Below are 16,625 nucleotides of genomic sequence, written 5' to 3'. Positions count from 1 at the left end.
GCGTGGGGCCTGATTATCCAATGATCCCACGGCCTTTGGTCAGCCATTTAAGGTTGCAGTCTCAGAATGCAGTGAATAAGGACGAAAGAGCAGGCGATTTGTTTCAATTCACATCGCGTCGACCACCTCCTTGAATGTCCTTCGCCAGCTCAATTTCGTCGTGGATCTCGATATCGTGATCGCCAATGCATGGAATCGTGGGCTTGATGCACCTGGCTTCGTCAATGGCACCTGAATATATAGCTGTGATGCGGTATCCTCGCCGCTGGTAAAATCGTAGTGCATTGAGGTTGTCGTTGCTCGTGATAAGCCATATCCGGCTGCATCCAGCTTTGCGTGCTTCGTCCTCCAAGGCTGCCAGTAGCTTCGTTCCAACACCGCCACCCTGTCTAATCGCGTTGATGCTCATGAGTTCGCACCCGTCAGCTTCATCAAACCGGAAAGTGGCAGCGCCGACAAGCTCGCTGTCTGCCTTCGCAACGAGCGATTTCATATCCGCGAGATGAAACACGTGGCCACGACTGACCATGTTGTCCCCGCCCCACTCAGATTGCCATAATTGAGTCAACCACTCCCGCTCTTCCTCCCCTTCGGGCGGCGTGATTCGTATCTCCGCATCAGAATTCACCTGCTCATTCTCCTTTCGAATCCTTTATAAGGGTATTTTGACGGAAATTAGTCATACAGACTCCCCCCACAAATTCCGTCCCCACCTTAATACCCAAACGATGAAATTCATAGCTTTTACCCCTAAAACGGCAACTGCGAGTGAGACTCATCGTTCGTCCTTTTGAGCCGTTTTTTCGTCCTCAACGTCCAATACCCATCTTCCCGTAGACAGACCGTCAGAAGACAAATTTACAATGGAGGTAGAACCCGAGACCCTACAAACGTAGGTAGTTCCATCGATACATATGTATGCTTTTATCCCACGCGGATTGGTTGTACGCAAGTCTCTCTCTATGTGTAGGCAGTTATCAAAAAACACATAAATTCTTCCTTTCGAAAGAATTGGATGTTGAAACCCTGCAGGCCCTAAGTCACCTACCGATGTAACTGGTTGCAAAATTCTCTGCTTATTCAAGTAAATCAACCGCATTGGCATGATTTTTTTCCAACCCTCTGAGGTTTTAAACCAAACTAACTTCAGGGGCAAGTCTCTCATATCAATAGTGCGCCGTTGATTAGTCATCGCCTCGCGACTTTCGTTACTGAAGGCAGATGTTATGAGGAGAGCCTCTGTAGCGGCGGAAATGGCTTCAGCAATTTTGTCTTGCCCATTGGAAATTGGCAGTCCGATGAATTGGTCGATTTTCAGAACCAATTTCTGGCTTTGTGCTTTTTTTCGTGCTGAATCGTGCCATAAAGCCTTAATTACTAACTGCCCATCAGGGAACATCTCCTCAATTCTGGTTCTATCAACCGCACTTACGAGGTAACACCGAACACGTTCTCCGGGAAGCAAGACGGTCATCTTGCCAAACAGCTCCCCCAATGTCTTTTTCGTGATTAACATGCAGTCTGGGTTAAATATTAGAGTCAAATCTCTCAACAAATTGCCTGTGGGATTCGTAAATTCGAGAAATAGAGAATTGAAATTATCTTCCGCACCGGGCACAATATGGGCCACAAAAAAAGCTGCTTTGCTGCCGATAACTAATCTTCTGGTCAGAACAACATATGCTGCAGTAAACAGTGCGGTTAGAAAGGAAATAATAACAGAATCCCACGATGGGTTGGATAATAATACAATTATTTTATTCATCAGCACAAATATACTCCCCTTGTCCGATAGAGAGCGACGTATACCCAGCCTGTATAGATATATCTCCCCGCCTCTCGCCTGTTTCTGGTATTATTCTATCAGATGGGGGCGATTTCATGGAGCAGAAATACAAGGGCAGGCTCGAACTCACTTGGACGAACAAGGACAAGCGACTGCTCGCCCAGCAAACGGGCAATTACGAGTGGGTATCCCCTTCTGACTACAGGGTCGCTGAGGTACGGCTTCTGCAGTCTGAAAGTACATATGGTGAGCGAAATAGTGGCAACCTGCTCATTCAAGGCGACTCCCTGTACGCGCTGGAGTCCTTGTGCAAAATCCCCTCGTACCGAGACAAATACGTCGGCAAAGTAAAGCTGGCCTATATAGATCCTCCTTTCAACACAAGGCAAACCTTCGAACAGTATCACGACGCGCTTGAACATTCGGTGTGGCTGACGATGATGCGCGACCGCCTTCGCAATATTAAGGACTTGCTCGCCCCAGGGGGGTCAGTGTGGGTTCATTGTGACGACTCCGAACAACACAGACTTCGGTGCGTCATGGACGAAGTGTTCGGACCGGACAACTTTGTAGCGACGGTGATATGGCAAAAATCGCATACGCGAGAAAATCGTACAGATATCTCTACCACCCATGACTACATTATTGTGTACGCGAATGAGCGCTCCGTTTGGGCAACAACCAGGAACCTTCTTCCGCCAACGGACGAACAAATCGGTCGCTACGAAAATCCAGATAACGATCCGCGCGGCATATGGACATCACTCCCAGCACACGCAAAGGCAGGGCCTGGACGTCGTGCTTCCCAATTCTATTCGATTACTCGTCCATCAGGTCGCACGATTGACCCACCGCCAGGACGTTGCTGGTTGTACACAGAAGATCGGTTCCAGGAATTAATAAGCGACAACCGAATTTGGTTCGGACGTGATGGGAACGGAGCTCCTCGTGTAAAGCGATTTCTCTCGGAGGTTCCTGCAGGGCTCGTGCCCGTCTCGATATGGTCACATCAAGAGGTAGGTACTACAGGAGACGCGAAAAATGAGGTGATAGCTGTACTCGCTGACACGGTTCCTTTTGCCACCCCAAAGCCGGAGCGCCTGATGGAGCGCATCATTCACATTGCCTCTAACCCCGGCGACATCGTGCTTGACTGTTTTGCGGGCTCCGGCACCACTGCTGCAGTTGCTCACAAAATGGGCCGCCGGTGGGTCACGGTTGAATGGAGCGAGGATACAGTCAACAACTTCATCATTCCCCGTCTTCAAAAGGTTGTTGGCGGCCAAGACCCTGGTGGCGTCACTGAGTCCGCAGGTTGGGAAGGCGGCGGAGGTTTTGATTATCTCCGCATTGGCCCCTCCATGTTCACGGACGTCGGCGGTCGAGTCATGCTGTCCGACTGGGCCACGAACGGAAAACTGTCGCAAGCGGTTGCTGCGCAGTTGGGTTTCGACCACTCCCAGGAACCGCCCTTCTGCGGTCGGAAAGGCAAACAGCACCTGGCTGTAGTCGATGGCATGGTTAACGACGTCGTCGTGCAATTGCTCGTCCAACACATGGCCGAAGACGAGCTGCTCCTTCTCTGCGGAACCGCTGTTGATCCAAAAGCGAGAACAGTGCTGCGGAAACTGCGTCCGGGTTCGTCGATTCGTAAGATTCCCAGCGCCCTGCTTGCCGGGTATAGGTATCAGCCACCGGAGTTCATTGAGGATAGTACAGAACAAGAACTGTCGCCAAGCGAGGTGATATCCCGTGACTGACCGAGTTGTAGATCTGAACGCTCTTGCAGAAATTTCGGGCCGCATGAACTTGCGAAAACCAAACCAGCAGGCTGTATACTCCATAGCCACTGCTCTTTATGCCTACTACAATCAGGAGCGCGGGGAGCCGCCTATGGAGTCCCTCGTGGTCTCTGCAACGGGCGTTGGTAAGACATACATACTGGCGGCGACCATCGAGTATATGGCCCGTGTAGAGGGCATACGGAATTTCGCCGTCATTACACCCGGACGGACAATTCTGAACAAAACAGTCGCAAACTTCACGCCGGGCCATCCGAAAAGCATGCTGCACATTATGGAAACTGCTCCCGTGGTGATTACTGCGGACAACTTCGACTCTCCAGCCATGCGGGCCGCCATGGATGATCCGATGCAGGTGAAGCTCTACATCTTCACAGTGCAGAGTCTCACGAAGCCGACCACACAGTTGGGTCGCCGTACACATGAATTTCGCGAGGGACTTGGAGAAGCGTTTTACGAACATCTCCACGGACTTGACGATCTATTCATTTTTGCCGACGAGCACCACTGCTATTTCAGCCCGGCATTTTCGCGAACCATTCGTGAACTCGAACCCTATGCGCTCATCGGCCTTACGGCCACCCCTCACCCGAACACTCGCGATGAGGATATGATCTTCAAGTACCCGCTATCTGCTGCCGTTGCGGAGAAGCTAGTCAAAACCCCTGTGATTGTTGGTCGTCGAGATGACCGCCGCGATCCCTACACCCAGTTAACGGATGGGGCACGTCTACTTGAACTCAAAGCTCGGGCCATTAGCATATGGTGCTCTGCCCATCAATTGCAGCCTATACACCCGGTCATGCTTGTCGTTGCACAGTCAATTAATGAAGCAAACGAATACGCGCAATACATGGAGTCCACGACATTTATGGACGGCCGATTCGCAGGAGCTATCCTGACCGTACATTCCAACGCGCCAGATGACGCGCTCGAAAAATTAGAGACTGTAGAGGAGCCAAACTCCCCCATCCGCATCATCATTTCCGTCGGTATGCTCAAAGAGGGCTGGGACGTGAAGAACGTCTATGTGCTGGCTTCCATGCGTGCGTCGGTCTCCGACATCTTGACCGAACAAACACTTGGCCGCGGGCTCCGTCTGCCCTTTGGTCAGTACACTGGGGAAGAGATGTTGGATACCCTGGAGGTACTGGCCCACGAACGCTACGACGATCTCCTGAGACGGACCGGCTTGATGAATGAACAGTTGCGGGATCATCGAGTCCAAATGCTTGTGCACCGTGACGAGAGCGGCAATACCGTTGTGAGGCGCGACGAGTCGCAAGGACCTTTGCCGGATCAGCCTTGGCAAGCGCAGCGCCCGGTGGCCGATATACCAGAGCGAGCGAAGGAAAGCGAGCATGCCTGGGATACATCCCCCTCTGGCGAAACGACAACAAACGAGACTACAGATACAAAGGGCTCGGGGAGTTACTCGAAAGGCAGTGGCTTCGCCATTGTTGATACCGATACACGATTAGAAGAGAGTCAGCGAATAGTCGAAACGGTTCGCGATATGCAGCCAAATCCGTCTCTTCCACGGATCGAACTCCCGGTCGTCAAGATGATTCCCGTACCAGTACCTTTCTCTTTGGCTGATATTACTGATGTCGAGCCATTCCGCGCGTTGGGTCGTAACTTGGCGCGTGATCCGGAGGAAACTCTTCGACGCAAACGTGTCGAGGCGACGATAGAGATCGATACGTCGGGCCTGCGCCATACCAAGGTGCTTATAAGGGATGCTGCCGAAACGGTCTATGTACAACCTTCCTTCTTGCCATCGGAGGACATCGCAGATGAATTGGTCAGCGCGGTCGTTCATTGCGAGGCCGTCGTCGAAAGAGAAAGCGAAATTCGCTCCGCTCGCCGCCTGGTCGATGAAATGATGGATGCGATGGGAGGATCAGCCGTAACGGTTTTGTCCGCGTACTTGGAGACAGCCAAAGCAAAGCTTGTCCAACTTGTCACCAAAGAAGCGAGTCGTCTGGCCAGACCACCAATGGAAAACACGACGGTTCGTGTCCGCCCATTCATGCCGGTACGACAAACGCGTCTCGATGCAACCGAGGACAAATATGGTGCATTCGAGAAGGGGCGTGCTTATGCAGGCTGGCGAAAATCGCTGTACGAACAGGTCTGGTTCGACAGTAGCCCGGAACGCGATATGGCCAATCTTCTGGACGAATCACAGGACATCGTCGCTTGGGTTCGACTGCACACGAATGACCTGCCTATCCTGTGGTCGGGGGAAGACCTTCGTCGTTACAATCCAGATTTTATAGCCATCGACACGGACAATATACACTGGATCGTCGAAGTCAAAGCTGATCGCGACATGCAAGCGAGTGAAGTTCGCGCAAAAATGGAAGCGGCAAAGCGCTGGGCAAATCATGCAAGCGACAGCAAACATGTAAGCGTTCGTTGGCGGTACCTATTGGCGTCAGAGGATACGTTGCGAAACGCACACGGGTCCTGGAGGAACGTGCTGGCGCTCGCCTAATGTTCCTGAAAACGATGCTGTAGACAGTTTGTCTACAGTTTCAAGCCCGTTCGCGGCAATCAAGATCTCTTGTCTACAATTTGTCTACAAACTCAACCTGTACATGGAAAAAACCCGCTATTTACGCGGGTTTTTTGGTGGAGGCGAGGGGAGTCGAACCCCTGTCCGAAGACCTCGCTACAATCACATCTACGGGTGTAGTCGCCGATTTAAGATTCACCGCCGCATGCGCGCAGCGACGCGCTCACGTGACGGCTAGCTCGCGTTTTGATTCATCGGAGGCGCACGAGCGACCGCCCCGACTATCCCACTAAGGTAGCGCCTCTACATCCCCATGGGAGAAGGATATAAAGACGTCACTCAAGGCTTATTAGGCAGCGAGAGCGAGGTTACTGCTTGTGAAGGTGTTACGTTTTGTTTTTGCGTTTGTGTTTAGGTCCGCGTGATTAACGTGGCCGCAGCCCCACGACCCGCCGCTCATGCTCGAACAATCCCCGTCGAATCCAGAACGCCCCCGCAGAGGAAATTCAGTCATTCGCGTTTTGAGCGCAACATTTATATTACCACACGCGACACAGCAAGCAAAGAACCAATTTCTTCATGACATCAGCACCGCCCGCGTGACATCAGCACACATGCCCCGCTACCATGCTCATACCAAGCCCAGAGCGCGTGCATCCAACGCATCCCTGAACTTCCGCGCTCTGCCGCTCGTTCAACCCTTCTGCCGTTCTCGAAACTCCCGCGCCATGTCGCGCTTCGCGTCCCGCTCTGCGATCGCGTGCCGCTTGTCGTAGTTCTTCTTCCCCTTTGCAAGCGCCAGATGCACCTTGCAGAATCCGCCACGCAGGTACATCTTGAGCGGCACCAAAGAATATCCCGACTCGCGCGTCGCGCCGATCAGCTTGCGAATCTCCGCTCGCCGCAGCAAAAGCTTGCGCGTTCTCATCGGGTCGTGATTGAAGCGATTGCCCGCCTCGTAGGGGCTGATGTGCAGGTTATGAAGATAGACTTCCCCATGTTCGACGCGCGCATAACTGTCGCGCAAATTGGCTTTCCCGGCGCGGATGGATTTGATCTCCGTGCCAGTCAGCGCGATCCCTGCCTCAAAGGTATCTTCAATAAAATAATCATGTGTCGCCTTTTTATTCTGGGCGACCACCTTTTCTCCGCCGCGTTCTTTTCCATTATCATGTGAGGCTGCCATCGTAATCACCACCATTAGTATGTCATATTTGCGTCATTTTGGCCAAATATGTTGCACAATAACGCATTTTAGTATACGTTATAGCCACAAGAGAACATCTAAGCAAACACTGCGTATGCATGGACGACAATCAAATCATGAAATACCCATGCGTCTTTTATCCTTCCGAACTCCTTGAACAAAACGCACAGCACGGTTCACGCTTGGCATCTCAGGTTGTCTCACCCTTGCATCCCTAAAGGAGGTTCATCATGATCGATTCTCTAATCACCGATCGACTCACATCAACCCTCGACGCATCTCTATCCTACTTCAATCTCTCCGTCGCTGAACTCACAGAACACGCGATTCGCCGCAATGAAGCGATTGTAACAAAAGATGGCGCACTTCGCGCAACGACTGGAAAATTTACCGGACGCTCCCCCAAAGACAAGTATGTCGTCGTTGATGAAACCACAGAGAACACCGTTCACTGGGGCGCTGTCAATCAAAGATTGTCCGAGTCAACCTTCCTGCGCCTCTATAACCAGGCGCTCAGCTTTCTCGCCACAAACCCGTCCTACGTCTTCGACGGTTTTGCCGGGGCCGATCCGGCTGTACGGATGCCGATTCGCGTTGTGACAGAATACGCCTGGCACAATTTGTTTGCAAAACAGCTCTTTATCCGTCCATCCGCCGATGAAGTGAGCACGCACACATCCGGTTTCACCGTCATTGACATCCCCGCATTGAAAGCGGATCCAACACGCGATGGTACAAATTCTGAGACGTGCGTGGCGATCTCCTTCAAACACCGCACCGTGCTCATTCTCGGAACAGAGTATGCAGGTGAGATGAAAAAGTCGATCTTCACCGCACTCAATTTCACGCTGCCAGCGCAAGACATTTTGCCGATGCACTGTTCTGCGAATACTACAGAAGACGGCCGCGTCGCCCTTTTCTTCGGCCTCTCCGGCACCGGGAAAACCACCCTCTCGGCCGATCCCGAACGCCTGCTCATCGGCGACGACGAACACGGCTGGTCCGCACGCGGTGTGTTCAACTTTGAGGGCGGTTGCTATGCAAAATGCATCAACCTGAATCCCAAACTCGAGCCACAGATCTTCAGCGCCATCCGCTTTGGTACCGTGCTTGAAAACGTGGTGGTCGATCCGAAAACGCGCGAGCCGGATTATGATTCGTCAGAGCTAACCGAAAACACCCGCGCCGCCTATCCCGTAGAGTATATCCCAGGCGCCCTTCTAGAAGGTGTCGGCAATCACCCGCGCACGATCGTTTTTCTCACCGCAGACGCGTCTGGCGTCCTGCCGCCAATCGCAAAACTCACCAAAGAACAGGCGATGTACCACTTTCTCTCAGGCTATACGAGCAAACTCGCCGGCACAGAGCGCGGTGTGACACAGCCTGAACCGACATTCTCCGCATGCTTTGGCGGTCCCTTTCTCCCGCTTCACCCGCGCGCGTATGCCACCATGCTCGGCGAGCGCATCGAGAAGCACCAGACTTCCGTGTTCCTCGTCAACACCGGATGGAGCGGCGGTCCGTACGGTGTTGGTTCGCGCATGAAGCTCTCGTATACGCGGGCGATGGTCAACGCGGCGCTGCGCGGCGATCTTGATCACGCTGAATACGTTAGCGATCCCGTGTTCGGCCTCGCCATTCCAGCCGAGATTGACGGCATCCCAAGCGAGCTTTTGCAGCCGCGCGAAACGTGGTCCGATCCCGTCACGTATGACACCGCCGCGCGCGAACTCGCCGCGCAATTTGAAGCGAACTTCAAAAAATTCACCGAACAGGGTATCGATCCATCGATCCTGTCCGGCGGCCCCGTCGCTACGCGCAATCGCGCGTAGCACATCCTCTTTGCCGTGGCCAGCGCGCGGCACTTTCAGAAATCAACATGCAGCGGGAAAGATTTTATATCGAGAGAAACCAAAGCGCGGGTGCCCTGCCCGCGCTTTGGCGCACCCTCTACAGATGATGCACGCTACGACGGACGAACCGTCATTTCTAAAAAAGCCTCCGTCTCCGCATACGTCGCCATCGCGTTCATCGCACCGAGCCGGCCAATGTTGATCGCCGCCGCCGCCGAGGCAAACCGCAACACAGCCTCCCACTCCCCGCGCGAAAGTTTCCCAAGTTCTGCGCGCCCCACACCTCTTCGCGCAAGCACCGAAAGCACCGCCGCAATCAGCGAATCTCCAGCGCCTGTCGCGTCAACACACGCCACGCGATTCGCGGCGACACGCACATCAAGCCCGTCTGCACGCCGCGCACGCACACCACCCTCGCCAAGCGTGCAGAGCACCGTCCCCGGCACTTGTGCGACAAGCGCCAAAAGCGCCCGCTCCACATCCTGCTCCCCCGTCAGCCACAACAATTCGGCGCGGTTCACCTTCAACAGATCCGCGCGTGTCATCATCTCGCGGGCCGCGGCAAGCGCTGCGTACAGATCACGCCAGAAAACAGGGCGCAGATTCACATCAAAGCTCACGATCGCCTCCGCCTCCCGCGCACGCGTCACGAGGTTTCGCAGCGTCGAGGCAATGGGGTCTTCCGCCAGTGAGTTCGTGCCAAAATGAAGACAGGCTTCCGCATCGAGCGAAATGTTCGCCACATGCTCATCCCGCAGCATCACGTCCGCCCCTGGATGCCGCACAAAGAAAAAGTCCGGATCCCCTTCATTTCGCGCCACAAAAGCAAGAGACGTCTGTTCTGCCACCGTATGCGTGTGCGCCCCATCCACACCATACGCGCGCATCGCCTCAATCAAATAGTGGCCAAACGGATCATCTCCCACACATCCCACAAACTGTGACGCAACACCCATACGCGCCACACCCACCGCAACGTTTGCCGGCGCTCCGCCCGGATTGCGCGCGAATCCAGAAACCTCCCGCAGAGGCACATTATCCTCCAACGCCGAAAAATCGATCAGCGCCTCACCCAACGCGATCACCCGTCGCAAAGCCATTCCCCTCTCCCAAATCGCACCGTTTCAACATGCGGGACCTGCCAAAGACCCCGCTCCTGTTGCGCTGCAGGTTGCGCCAGAATCCCTGCCACATGTCTCGTCAGACCTGATCTGGCGCCTTCTTCCTTCTTCGCCGCTTCACCTTGTCCTTGACAGGCACACCGTACAAATTCTCCACCTGACGCAGCAGATCCTTATCCCGCTTGCGCTCTTCGCGCACCTGTTCATCTGGCGCCGCCTTGTTCACAGCATACCCGCCCTTGCGCGGCAGAAGTTCCCGATCACCATAGCGAAGATCTGGCGTCTCCGGATCCCGGCGTCCAAACTCGGCCACAGCAGTTCTACCACCGCGCGCCTCGCGCTCACCGCCAAACCCCTTGCCGCCTGCAGAGCGTCGCTGCCCGCCCGTTGACCGCCCCGCTCCCTGTCCGTTTGGATCATCCGTTCTTTTCCCGCCACGGCCACCCCCCGGCTTCTTCCCGCGCGGCCCGCCTGAAAACGGCATCCCCGGCTTTTTTGACGCACCCTGCCGCCGGTACTCGCGCACTTCATCACCCGACACCGCCGACAGCAGTTGAAACTCGATCTGCATCTGCTCCTTGCTTGCCGACTGTACCAGCACCTCCACACGATCCCCGATTCGGTAGCGCTTTTTCGTGCGTTCACCGATCAGCGCGTGCTGCTTATCGTCATAGTGATAATAGTCATCCGCCAACTGACTGACATGGATCAGCCCTTCAACCGAGTTATCCAACTGCACAAACAGACCAAACCCGGTGACCCCCGACACCATGCCTTCAAACGACTCACCCACGTGATCCCGCATAAACTCGATCTTTTTGATCAGATCCGTCTCTCGCTCCGCATCCACCGCCACTCGCTCGCGATCCGACGTGTGCGCGGCAATCTCCGGCATCTTCGCCGCCAGATACGCGGCACGCCCCTCGGACAAACTCCCGTTTACGATCGTTTCCCGCAAAATGCGATGGATCATCAGATCAGGGTAGCGGCGAATCGGCGATGTGAAATGCGAATAGTATTCCGCCGCGAGACCAAAGTGCCCAAGACTCTCCGCCGCATAGCGCGCCTGCTTCATCGACCGCAGCATCACGTGGCTGATCACCACTTCCTCTGGCGTCTGTCGCACCGCCGCGAGAAGATCCTGCAGCGCGCGCGGGTGGATGTTGCCCGCCGCCTTGAGGTGGTGCCCGAACAGATGAACAAACTCATTGAGCGCCATCATCTTCTCAAGCGTCGGCGGCTCGTGCACACGGTAGAGAAACGGGAGTTCCATCCAATAGGCGTGCTCCGCCACCGTTTCATTCGCCGCAAGCATGAATTCCTCAATGATCATCTCCGCGATGCTTCGCTCTCGCCGCACAAGATCAAGCGGCCGCCCCTCTTCGTCAACGCGGATCTTCGTCTCGGCAAAGTCAAAATCAACCGCGCCGCGCTCCATGCGACGATGGCGCAGCTTTAACGCAAGCTCCTTCATCCCTTCAAAAAACGGCACGAGCGCAGCATAGCGTTCCCGCGTCGACGCGTCACCTTCCAGCAGATCGCGCACCGCGTCATACGTCATCCGCTCTGTCGTGCGAATGACAGACGGATAGATGTCGTGGCGCACAAGGTGCATCGCATCGTCCCACTCCATCTCGCATGTAAGCGTCAGGCGGTCCACCTGTGGATGGAGCGAACAAATGCCATTTGACAGTCGCGGCGGAAGCATCGGTATCACGCGATCGACCAGATATACACTCGTCCCACGCGCATATGCCTCGCGATCAAGCAGACTGTTTTCCTTCACATAGTAAGTGACATCCGCAATATGTACCGACAATACGTAACCGTGCTCCACCCGCTTCACCGCGACCGCATCGTCTAGATCCTTCGCATCCGCCCCGTCGATCGTCACGATAATCTCATCTCGCAAATCGCGCCGCCCCGCCAGATCGTCCTCTGTCAGATCGTAAGAAATCGATTCCGCCGCCTGCAACACCTCATCCGGAAAATGTTCCGGAATGCCGAACTTGCGAATTACAGAGAGAATGTCCACACCCGGATCATGCGGAAACCCGAGCACCTCGCGCACAATGCCCGCCGGACTCTGAAACACATCCTCGGGAAACTCGGTGATCTCCACCACCACCTTGTGCCCGTCCACTGCGCCGTTTAGCTGATCGGCGGGAATGACGACCTCCCGCGGCAAGCGCTTATCGTCCGAGCGCACAAAGCCAAGACTCCCCGTCGTGTGAATGACCCCGACAATCTGCGTGTGCGCGCGCTTTAAGACGCGAAAAATCTCGCCCTCACGCCGTCCTGTGCCGCTGTTTTTTTTCAGCCGCGCAACCACGCGATCACCATCCATCGCGCCACCCAGATCCGCCGCCCCGATGTACACATCGGATTCCGACTTGTGCAGCGGCACGAGAAACCCAAATCCCTTTTGTTTGACCTGAAGCGTGCCCACCACGAGGTCCATGCGCTCCGGCACGCCATAGCGCTTTGTGCGCGTGCGGATCATGTACCCTTCCTGCACCATCTCCTCGCAGAGCGCGTGCAGTTCTGCGCGCGCGTCAGGATCATCGCCCAAAACGCCGAGCGCCGTTTCCAACTCCTCCATCATTAAAGGTCGATACGCCTCATCTCTCATCAAGACAAGAAGCTGTTCGCGATCGATCATCGTTTCCCTTCCTCTCTGCGCGCCAGACGACGCGCGAACCAAAACACCCTCAGATCCGGCGTTCTCCTGATCAGCATGAAAATTCGCCCGGTGGCACATCCTACCAGATGCGCGCATGTTCAACATTGTAATGTATTCTGAAACACTGCGCGGGGAGGATACAACCATGCGACAGCGAGGAGCCCCATTTTTCGTAGTGCTCATGACAGGCGCCTTAGCCGCGCTTCTCCTTACACAGTATATCCGCGATTGGGACATCGACACCGAGATCCAGGAAAGGTTGCTCGATCCGCGAAACAAGCGCGCGTTTCCTGAGCGCAAACCCGCAACCGCTTCAACGATGCAACACGAACCACCCTTGGTCAACCAAGAATCCCTTGTGATGCACACCCTTTTACCACAGATCCATCCCACCGTCACGCGCTTTCTTGCCGATCCCACCGACTTGAAACTGGGACCTGGCGTGACCATCGGCGCACTCGCGACGCTTGACACGCTGCACGCAGGCGGCGAGCGCGCAACGCCCATTCTGCTTGAAGAACATGTCACCATTGAAACAGGCTGCCAACTCCACGGACCCGTCGAGATTCACGCAGAGACCGTCATCGGCGAATCCTCTTACCTGGAAAATGTAAAAATCGGTCAGCGCTGCACAATCGAACCGTTTTCCGTTTTGGTCAACGTGTCGATCCCGGATGATACAATCGTGCGCCAAGGCGCCATTCTCTGCACCCCATTTACAGAAACGCGCTTTGATCACGCGTTATAAAAAGAGCGCATTGAGGTGTACCTTCTCACCTCAATGCGCTCTGTCCCGTTTAGTGAGTGACAAGCCAGGCAATCCAGATCGATGCGCCAAAAAAGATTACCGCAACAATCGACGTCGTGCGCGCCAGCATCGGGTCAGTCCCTTTGCCGCGCCTGGATGCGCCACCCTCATTCCCGCCACCCGTAATTGCGCCAAGTCCTGCGCTGCGTCCGGACTGAAGGAGAATCACCGTGACGAGAAGGACGCTCGAGAGTGCGAGCAGCACCTTCGCAAATGTCAACAATCGCATTCACCTCCACGTCTTGTACGTGGTCAGCATATCACAGTCGATTGCCCTGGACAAGAAACACGTCTCATTCCGGGCACAATCGTGGTAATCTTGTCTCTATGAGCCAGATGATCTTTGAACCAAACCAGCCTGCACCGATTCAGACGCGCTTTCGCTTTCCCGTCTATTTTTTATTTGCCGAATCCTTCTTTATGAATCTCGGTTTCTTTATGTTGATCCCGCTGCTCTCGATTCACTACCTGAGTCTCGGGTTGACCGCGCTTTTTATCGGCAACCTCTACGCCGTGCGGATCTTGTCCCAGCAGGGTCTTCAGCTGTTTGGAGGCGCCATCGCCGACCGCCTTCCATACCGCCTGGTCATCCTCCTTGGCAGCATCATTCGCGCCGCAGGGTTTGCCATGTTCGCCGTGATTGAGCGCGGACCACTGCTCTATGCCGCCGCCTGCCTGTTTGGTATCGGCGGAGCGTTATTTGGCCCTGCCGGAAATGCGGCACTCGCCGCACTTGTGCCAGAGCCCTCGCGCGCACGCGCGTTTACGATCCGCCAAGCCACAAGCAACATTGGCACGACCGTCGGCCCCGTGCTCGGCGCGTTTCTCGTCACCGATCACTTTGTGCTGATCTGCGTCGTCGCGGGTCTGATCTTTGCGCTTGTCGGCGTCGCCGGAATGTGGATTCTTCCGAATCAAAAAAGCTCCGAGCAACCGCCAACGCTTAGGTCCGGTGTGAAGACCATCGCCAAAAATCGCGTCTTCTTGCGCTTTGTCATCTATTTTATGGGCTATTACCTCATCTATCAGCAAATGTACATCGCAATCCCGGACATCCTCGTGACGCTGCATCCTCCGCGCACCGCGCTCGGTGAACTGTTCAGCCTTGAAGCCATCCTTGAGATCGCTGTGTCCTACCCGGTGATCGCCTGGATGAACCGCTCTGCGCACATGCGGTCAGCCCCGCGCGTGATGGGGCTTGGGCTCCTGATCATGGGCGGCAGTTGGCTGCCGCTCGTCTTTACCGTCAATATCGCGACACTTCTTGCGCCGGTCGTCGGTCTTTCCGTCGGTTCGGTCATTGCGCTTCCCAGCCGCCAAACCTACACGGCGGCGCTCGCCGACACAAGCCACCTTGCCACCTATTTTGGCGTGTCGTCTCTCTCCATGGCCATCGGTGCATCCGTTGGCGCAAGCGGCGGCGGATTGCTCATGCACACGATGGGTCATCCGTGGCACGGCATCGCATCGCCTGCCAGTCTTTTGTTCGCGCTCGTCAGCATCCTGTGTGCATTCCTGCTTGCCCGCCTGCCGGAGCCTGACTCCACGTCGTCCCGTGAAGCGGATAGCGCCAGAGAAAAAGCAGCCCAATGAGAAGCGCGCTAAGCGGCGTAACGCTCAGCAAAAGCTTCATCGCAAACACCGCGTGCGGAACCTGATCCACGCGCTGCGGAACATATCCTGAGTGCGCGAGCACCTGCGTGAGCACGAGCGCCTGGATGGTGATGCCAAAGCGCACGACGAATCCCTGCACACCATAGTACATCCCTTCGCGCCGCGCGCCAGAACGCTTTTCATCGTCGTCGATCACATCCGAGAGCAAAAGATCAAGCAAAATGAGGACACCGGCAATCCCTGCGCCAAGCGGCAGGATTGCGATGATTGCTGCGCTGTAAGTGCTGATGAATAAAAAAGGGAGAAGCGCCAGCGCAAAAAGAAAAAGTGACGCGAGCATGCTGCGATACGCCCCTTGCCGCCGTGCAATCGCGCCCCAAATATACACACAGGGAATTGCGATGAGAAAAAACACAGAAAGCAGCAGTGTCGTCTGCGCACTCGTCGCGTGCAGGACATACGCCGTGTAAAACGGCATGGTGGAGATGATAAAAACAAACGCCAATTGGACGAAAAAACTGGCGCCTGCATACGTAAGAAACGCGCGATTCCAAAAGGTCAGACGCAGTGCGCGCAAGAGCGGAACATTTGCCGAACTCGGCGCGTGGGGCGATTCGCGAACGCCGAGCAGCGACACTGCAAATGCCAAAAAACCAAGCCCCGCAAACAGCGCAGCCATCGCCTCATACCCGAATGCGCTATCGATGACCGGGGGCATCGCGACGCCCAGGATCATGCCGATCAGACCAAAAAACTGACGCCACGATGAGGCGTGCGCTCGCTCTTGAAGCGTTGTGTACATTTCAGGAAAGAGCGCCGTCCAGTTGAGCGCGACGATCACAAACAGCATGTCAAGCGTGAGAACCGAGAATAAAAAATAGAAGAAGGCCGCGAGTTGTGACTGAGGGCCGTCAGCGTGAAAAGGAACGGCCCACTGCGGGTGAAAAACAAAGAAAAAGGTCAGTGAAAAGGGCAAGATGCCCATGAGCATGTACGGCATGCGCCGCCCGATGCGCGACTGTGTGCGATCAGAGAGATAGCCGATCAGCGGGTTAAAAAACGCGTTCGCCAAACCGTGAATGGCCATGGCAAGACCGATGAGCGCCGCGCTCACGCGCAGTCGGTCGACATAGTAAAACACGGCGTACGTTGCAAACGCCTGGGTGTACAGATTGATGCCAAGATTGCCTACGCTGTACGCAAGGATGCGAAATTTCACAGTTCCCCATC

General features: G+C 55.2%; 12 protein-coding genes and 1 other RNA gene. 5 read left to right on the top strand and 8 right to left on the bottom strand.

Annotated elements, in window-relative coordinates; all coding sequences use genetic code 11:
- Window positions 1-103: 103 nt before the first annotated feature.
- Window positions 104-628, bottom strand: a complete 525-nt coding sequence (locus ATW55_RS00810) for a GNAT family N-acetyltransferase (RefSeq protein WP_067711042.1) — start codon at window positions 626-628, stop codon at window positions 104-106.
- Window positions 629-775: 147 nt separating this feature from the next.
- Window positions 776-1,771: a hypothetical protein gene (locus tag ATW55_RS00805; RefSeq protein ID WP_067711040.1), complete on the bottom strand. Its 996-nt coding sequence runs from the start codon at window positions 1,769-1,771 to the stop codon at window positions 776-778.
- 110 nt (window positions 1,772-1,881) lie between these two features.
- On the opposite strand from ATW55_RS00805, the gene ATW55_RS00800 reads away from it, so the two are divergent.
- Window positions 1,882-3,546 (top strand): site-specific DNA-methyltransferase, encoded by a 1,665-nt coding sequence (locus ATW55_RS00800; protein ID WP_067711036.1) that lies wholly within the window; start codon window positions 1,882-1,884, stop codon window positions 3,544-3,546.
- Complete coding sequence (locus ATW55_RS00795; protein ID WP_067711033.1) at window positions 3,539-6,088, top strand: DEAD/DEAH box helicase family protein; 2,550 nt, start codon at window positions 3,539-3,541, stop codon at window positions 6,086-6,088. The genes ATW55_RS00800 and ATW55_RS00795 overlap by 8 nt, the downstream gene beginning before the upstream one ends.
- Before the next feature lie 135 nt (window positions 6,089-6,223).
- On the opposite strand, the gene ssrA is transcribed toward ATW55_RS00795, so the two are convergent.
- Window positions 6,224-6,604, bottom strand: a transfer-messenger RNA (tmRNA) gene (ssrA, locus tag ATW55_RS00790).
- A gap of 199 nt (window positions 6,605-6,803) precedes the next feature.
- Window positions 6,804-7,295 (bottom strand): SsrA-binding protein SmpB, encoded by a 492-nt coding sequence (gene smpB / locus ATW55_RS00785; protein WP_067711031.1) that lies wholly within the window; start codon window positions 7,293-7,295, stop codon window positions 6,804-6,806.
- Window positions 7,296-7,546: 251 nt separating this feature from the next.
- Between smpB and pckA the strand changes: the two genes are divergently transcribed.
- A complete protein-coding gene (gene pckA, locus ATW55_RS00780; protein WP_067711030.1) occupies window positions 7,547-9,148 on the top strand; it encodes a phosphoenolpyruvate carboxykinase (ATP) in 1,602 nt (533 codons plus the stop codon).
- Window positions 9,149-9,282: 134 nt separating this feature from the next.
- Here pckA and ATW55_RS00775 read toward each other — a convergent pair whose 3' ends face one another.
- Entirely contained in the window at window positions 9,283-10,269 is a 987-nt protein-coding gene (locus tag ATW55_RS00775; protein WP_067711028.1) for a carbohydrate kinase family protein, read from the bottom strand.
- A gap of 100 nt (window positions 10,270-10,369) precedes the next feature.
- Entirely contained in the window at window positions 10,370-12,952 is a 2,583-nt protein-coding gene (rnr, locus tag ATW55_RS00770) for a ribonuclease R (protein ID WP_201024901.1), read from the bottom strand.
- Between the two features lie 166 nt (window positions 12,953-13,118).
- Between rnr and ATW55_RS00765 the strand changes: the two genes are divergently transcribed.
- Window positions 13,119-13,721 carry a hypothetical protein gene (locus ATW55_RS00765; RefSeq protein WP_067711026.1) on the top strand — a complete coding sequence of 201 codons (603 nt, stop codon included), beginning with the start codon at window positions 13,119-13,121 and terminating at the stop codon, window positions 13,719-13,721.
- 49 nt (window positions 13,722-13,770) lie between these two features.
- Here the strand turns inward: ATW55_RS00765 and secG are convergent, their stop codons facing one another.
- On the bottom strand, window positions 13,771-14,004 hold the full coding sequence (gene secG, locus ATW55_RS00760; RefSeq protein ID WP_067711024.1) for a preprotein translocase subunit SecG: 234 nt from the start codon (window positions 14,002-14,004) through the stop codon (window positions 13,771-13,773).
- A gap of 104 nt (window positions 14,005-14,108) precedes the next feature.
- On the opposite strand from secG, the gene ATW55_RS00755 reads away from it, so the two are divergent.
- Window positions 14,109-15,374, top strand: coding sequence for an MFS transporter (locus ATW55_RS00755; protein WP_160327131.1), 1,266 nt, complete (start codon window positions 14,109-14,111; stop codon window positions 15,372-15,374).
- Here ATW55_RS00755 and ATW55_RS00750 read toward each other — a convergent pair.
- Window positions 15,277-16,614 (bottom strand): MFS transporter, encoded by a 1,338-nt coding sequence (locus tag ATW55_RS00750; protein WP_067711020.1) that lies wholly within the window; start codon window positions 16,612-16,614, stop codon window positions 15,277-15,279. The two genes, ATW55_RS00755 and ATW55_RS00750, sit on opposite strands and share 98 nt — an antisense overlap.
- Window positions 16,615-16,625 lie beyond the last annotated feature (11 nt).

Origin of the sequence: Ferroacidibacillus organovorans (assembly GCF_001516615.1) — a bacterium.
Lineage (GTDB): Bacteria > Bacillota > Bacilli > Alicyclobacillales > SLC66 > Ferroacidibacillus > Ferroacidibacillus ferrooxidans_B.
Note: the sequence above shows the minus strand (reverse complement) of the source record. Positions and strands in the feature narration are given on the sequence as shown.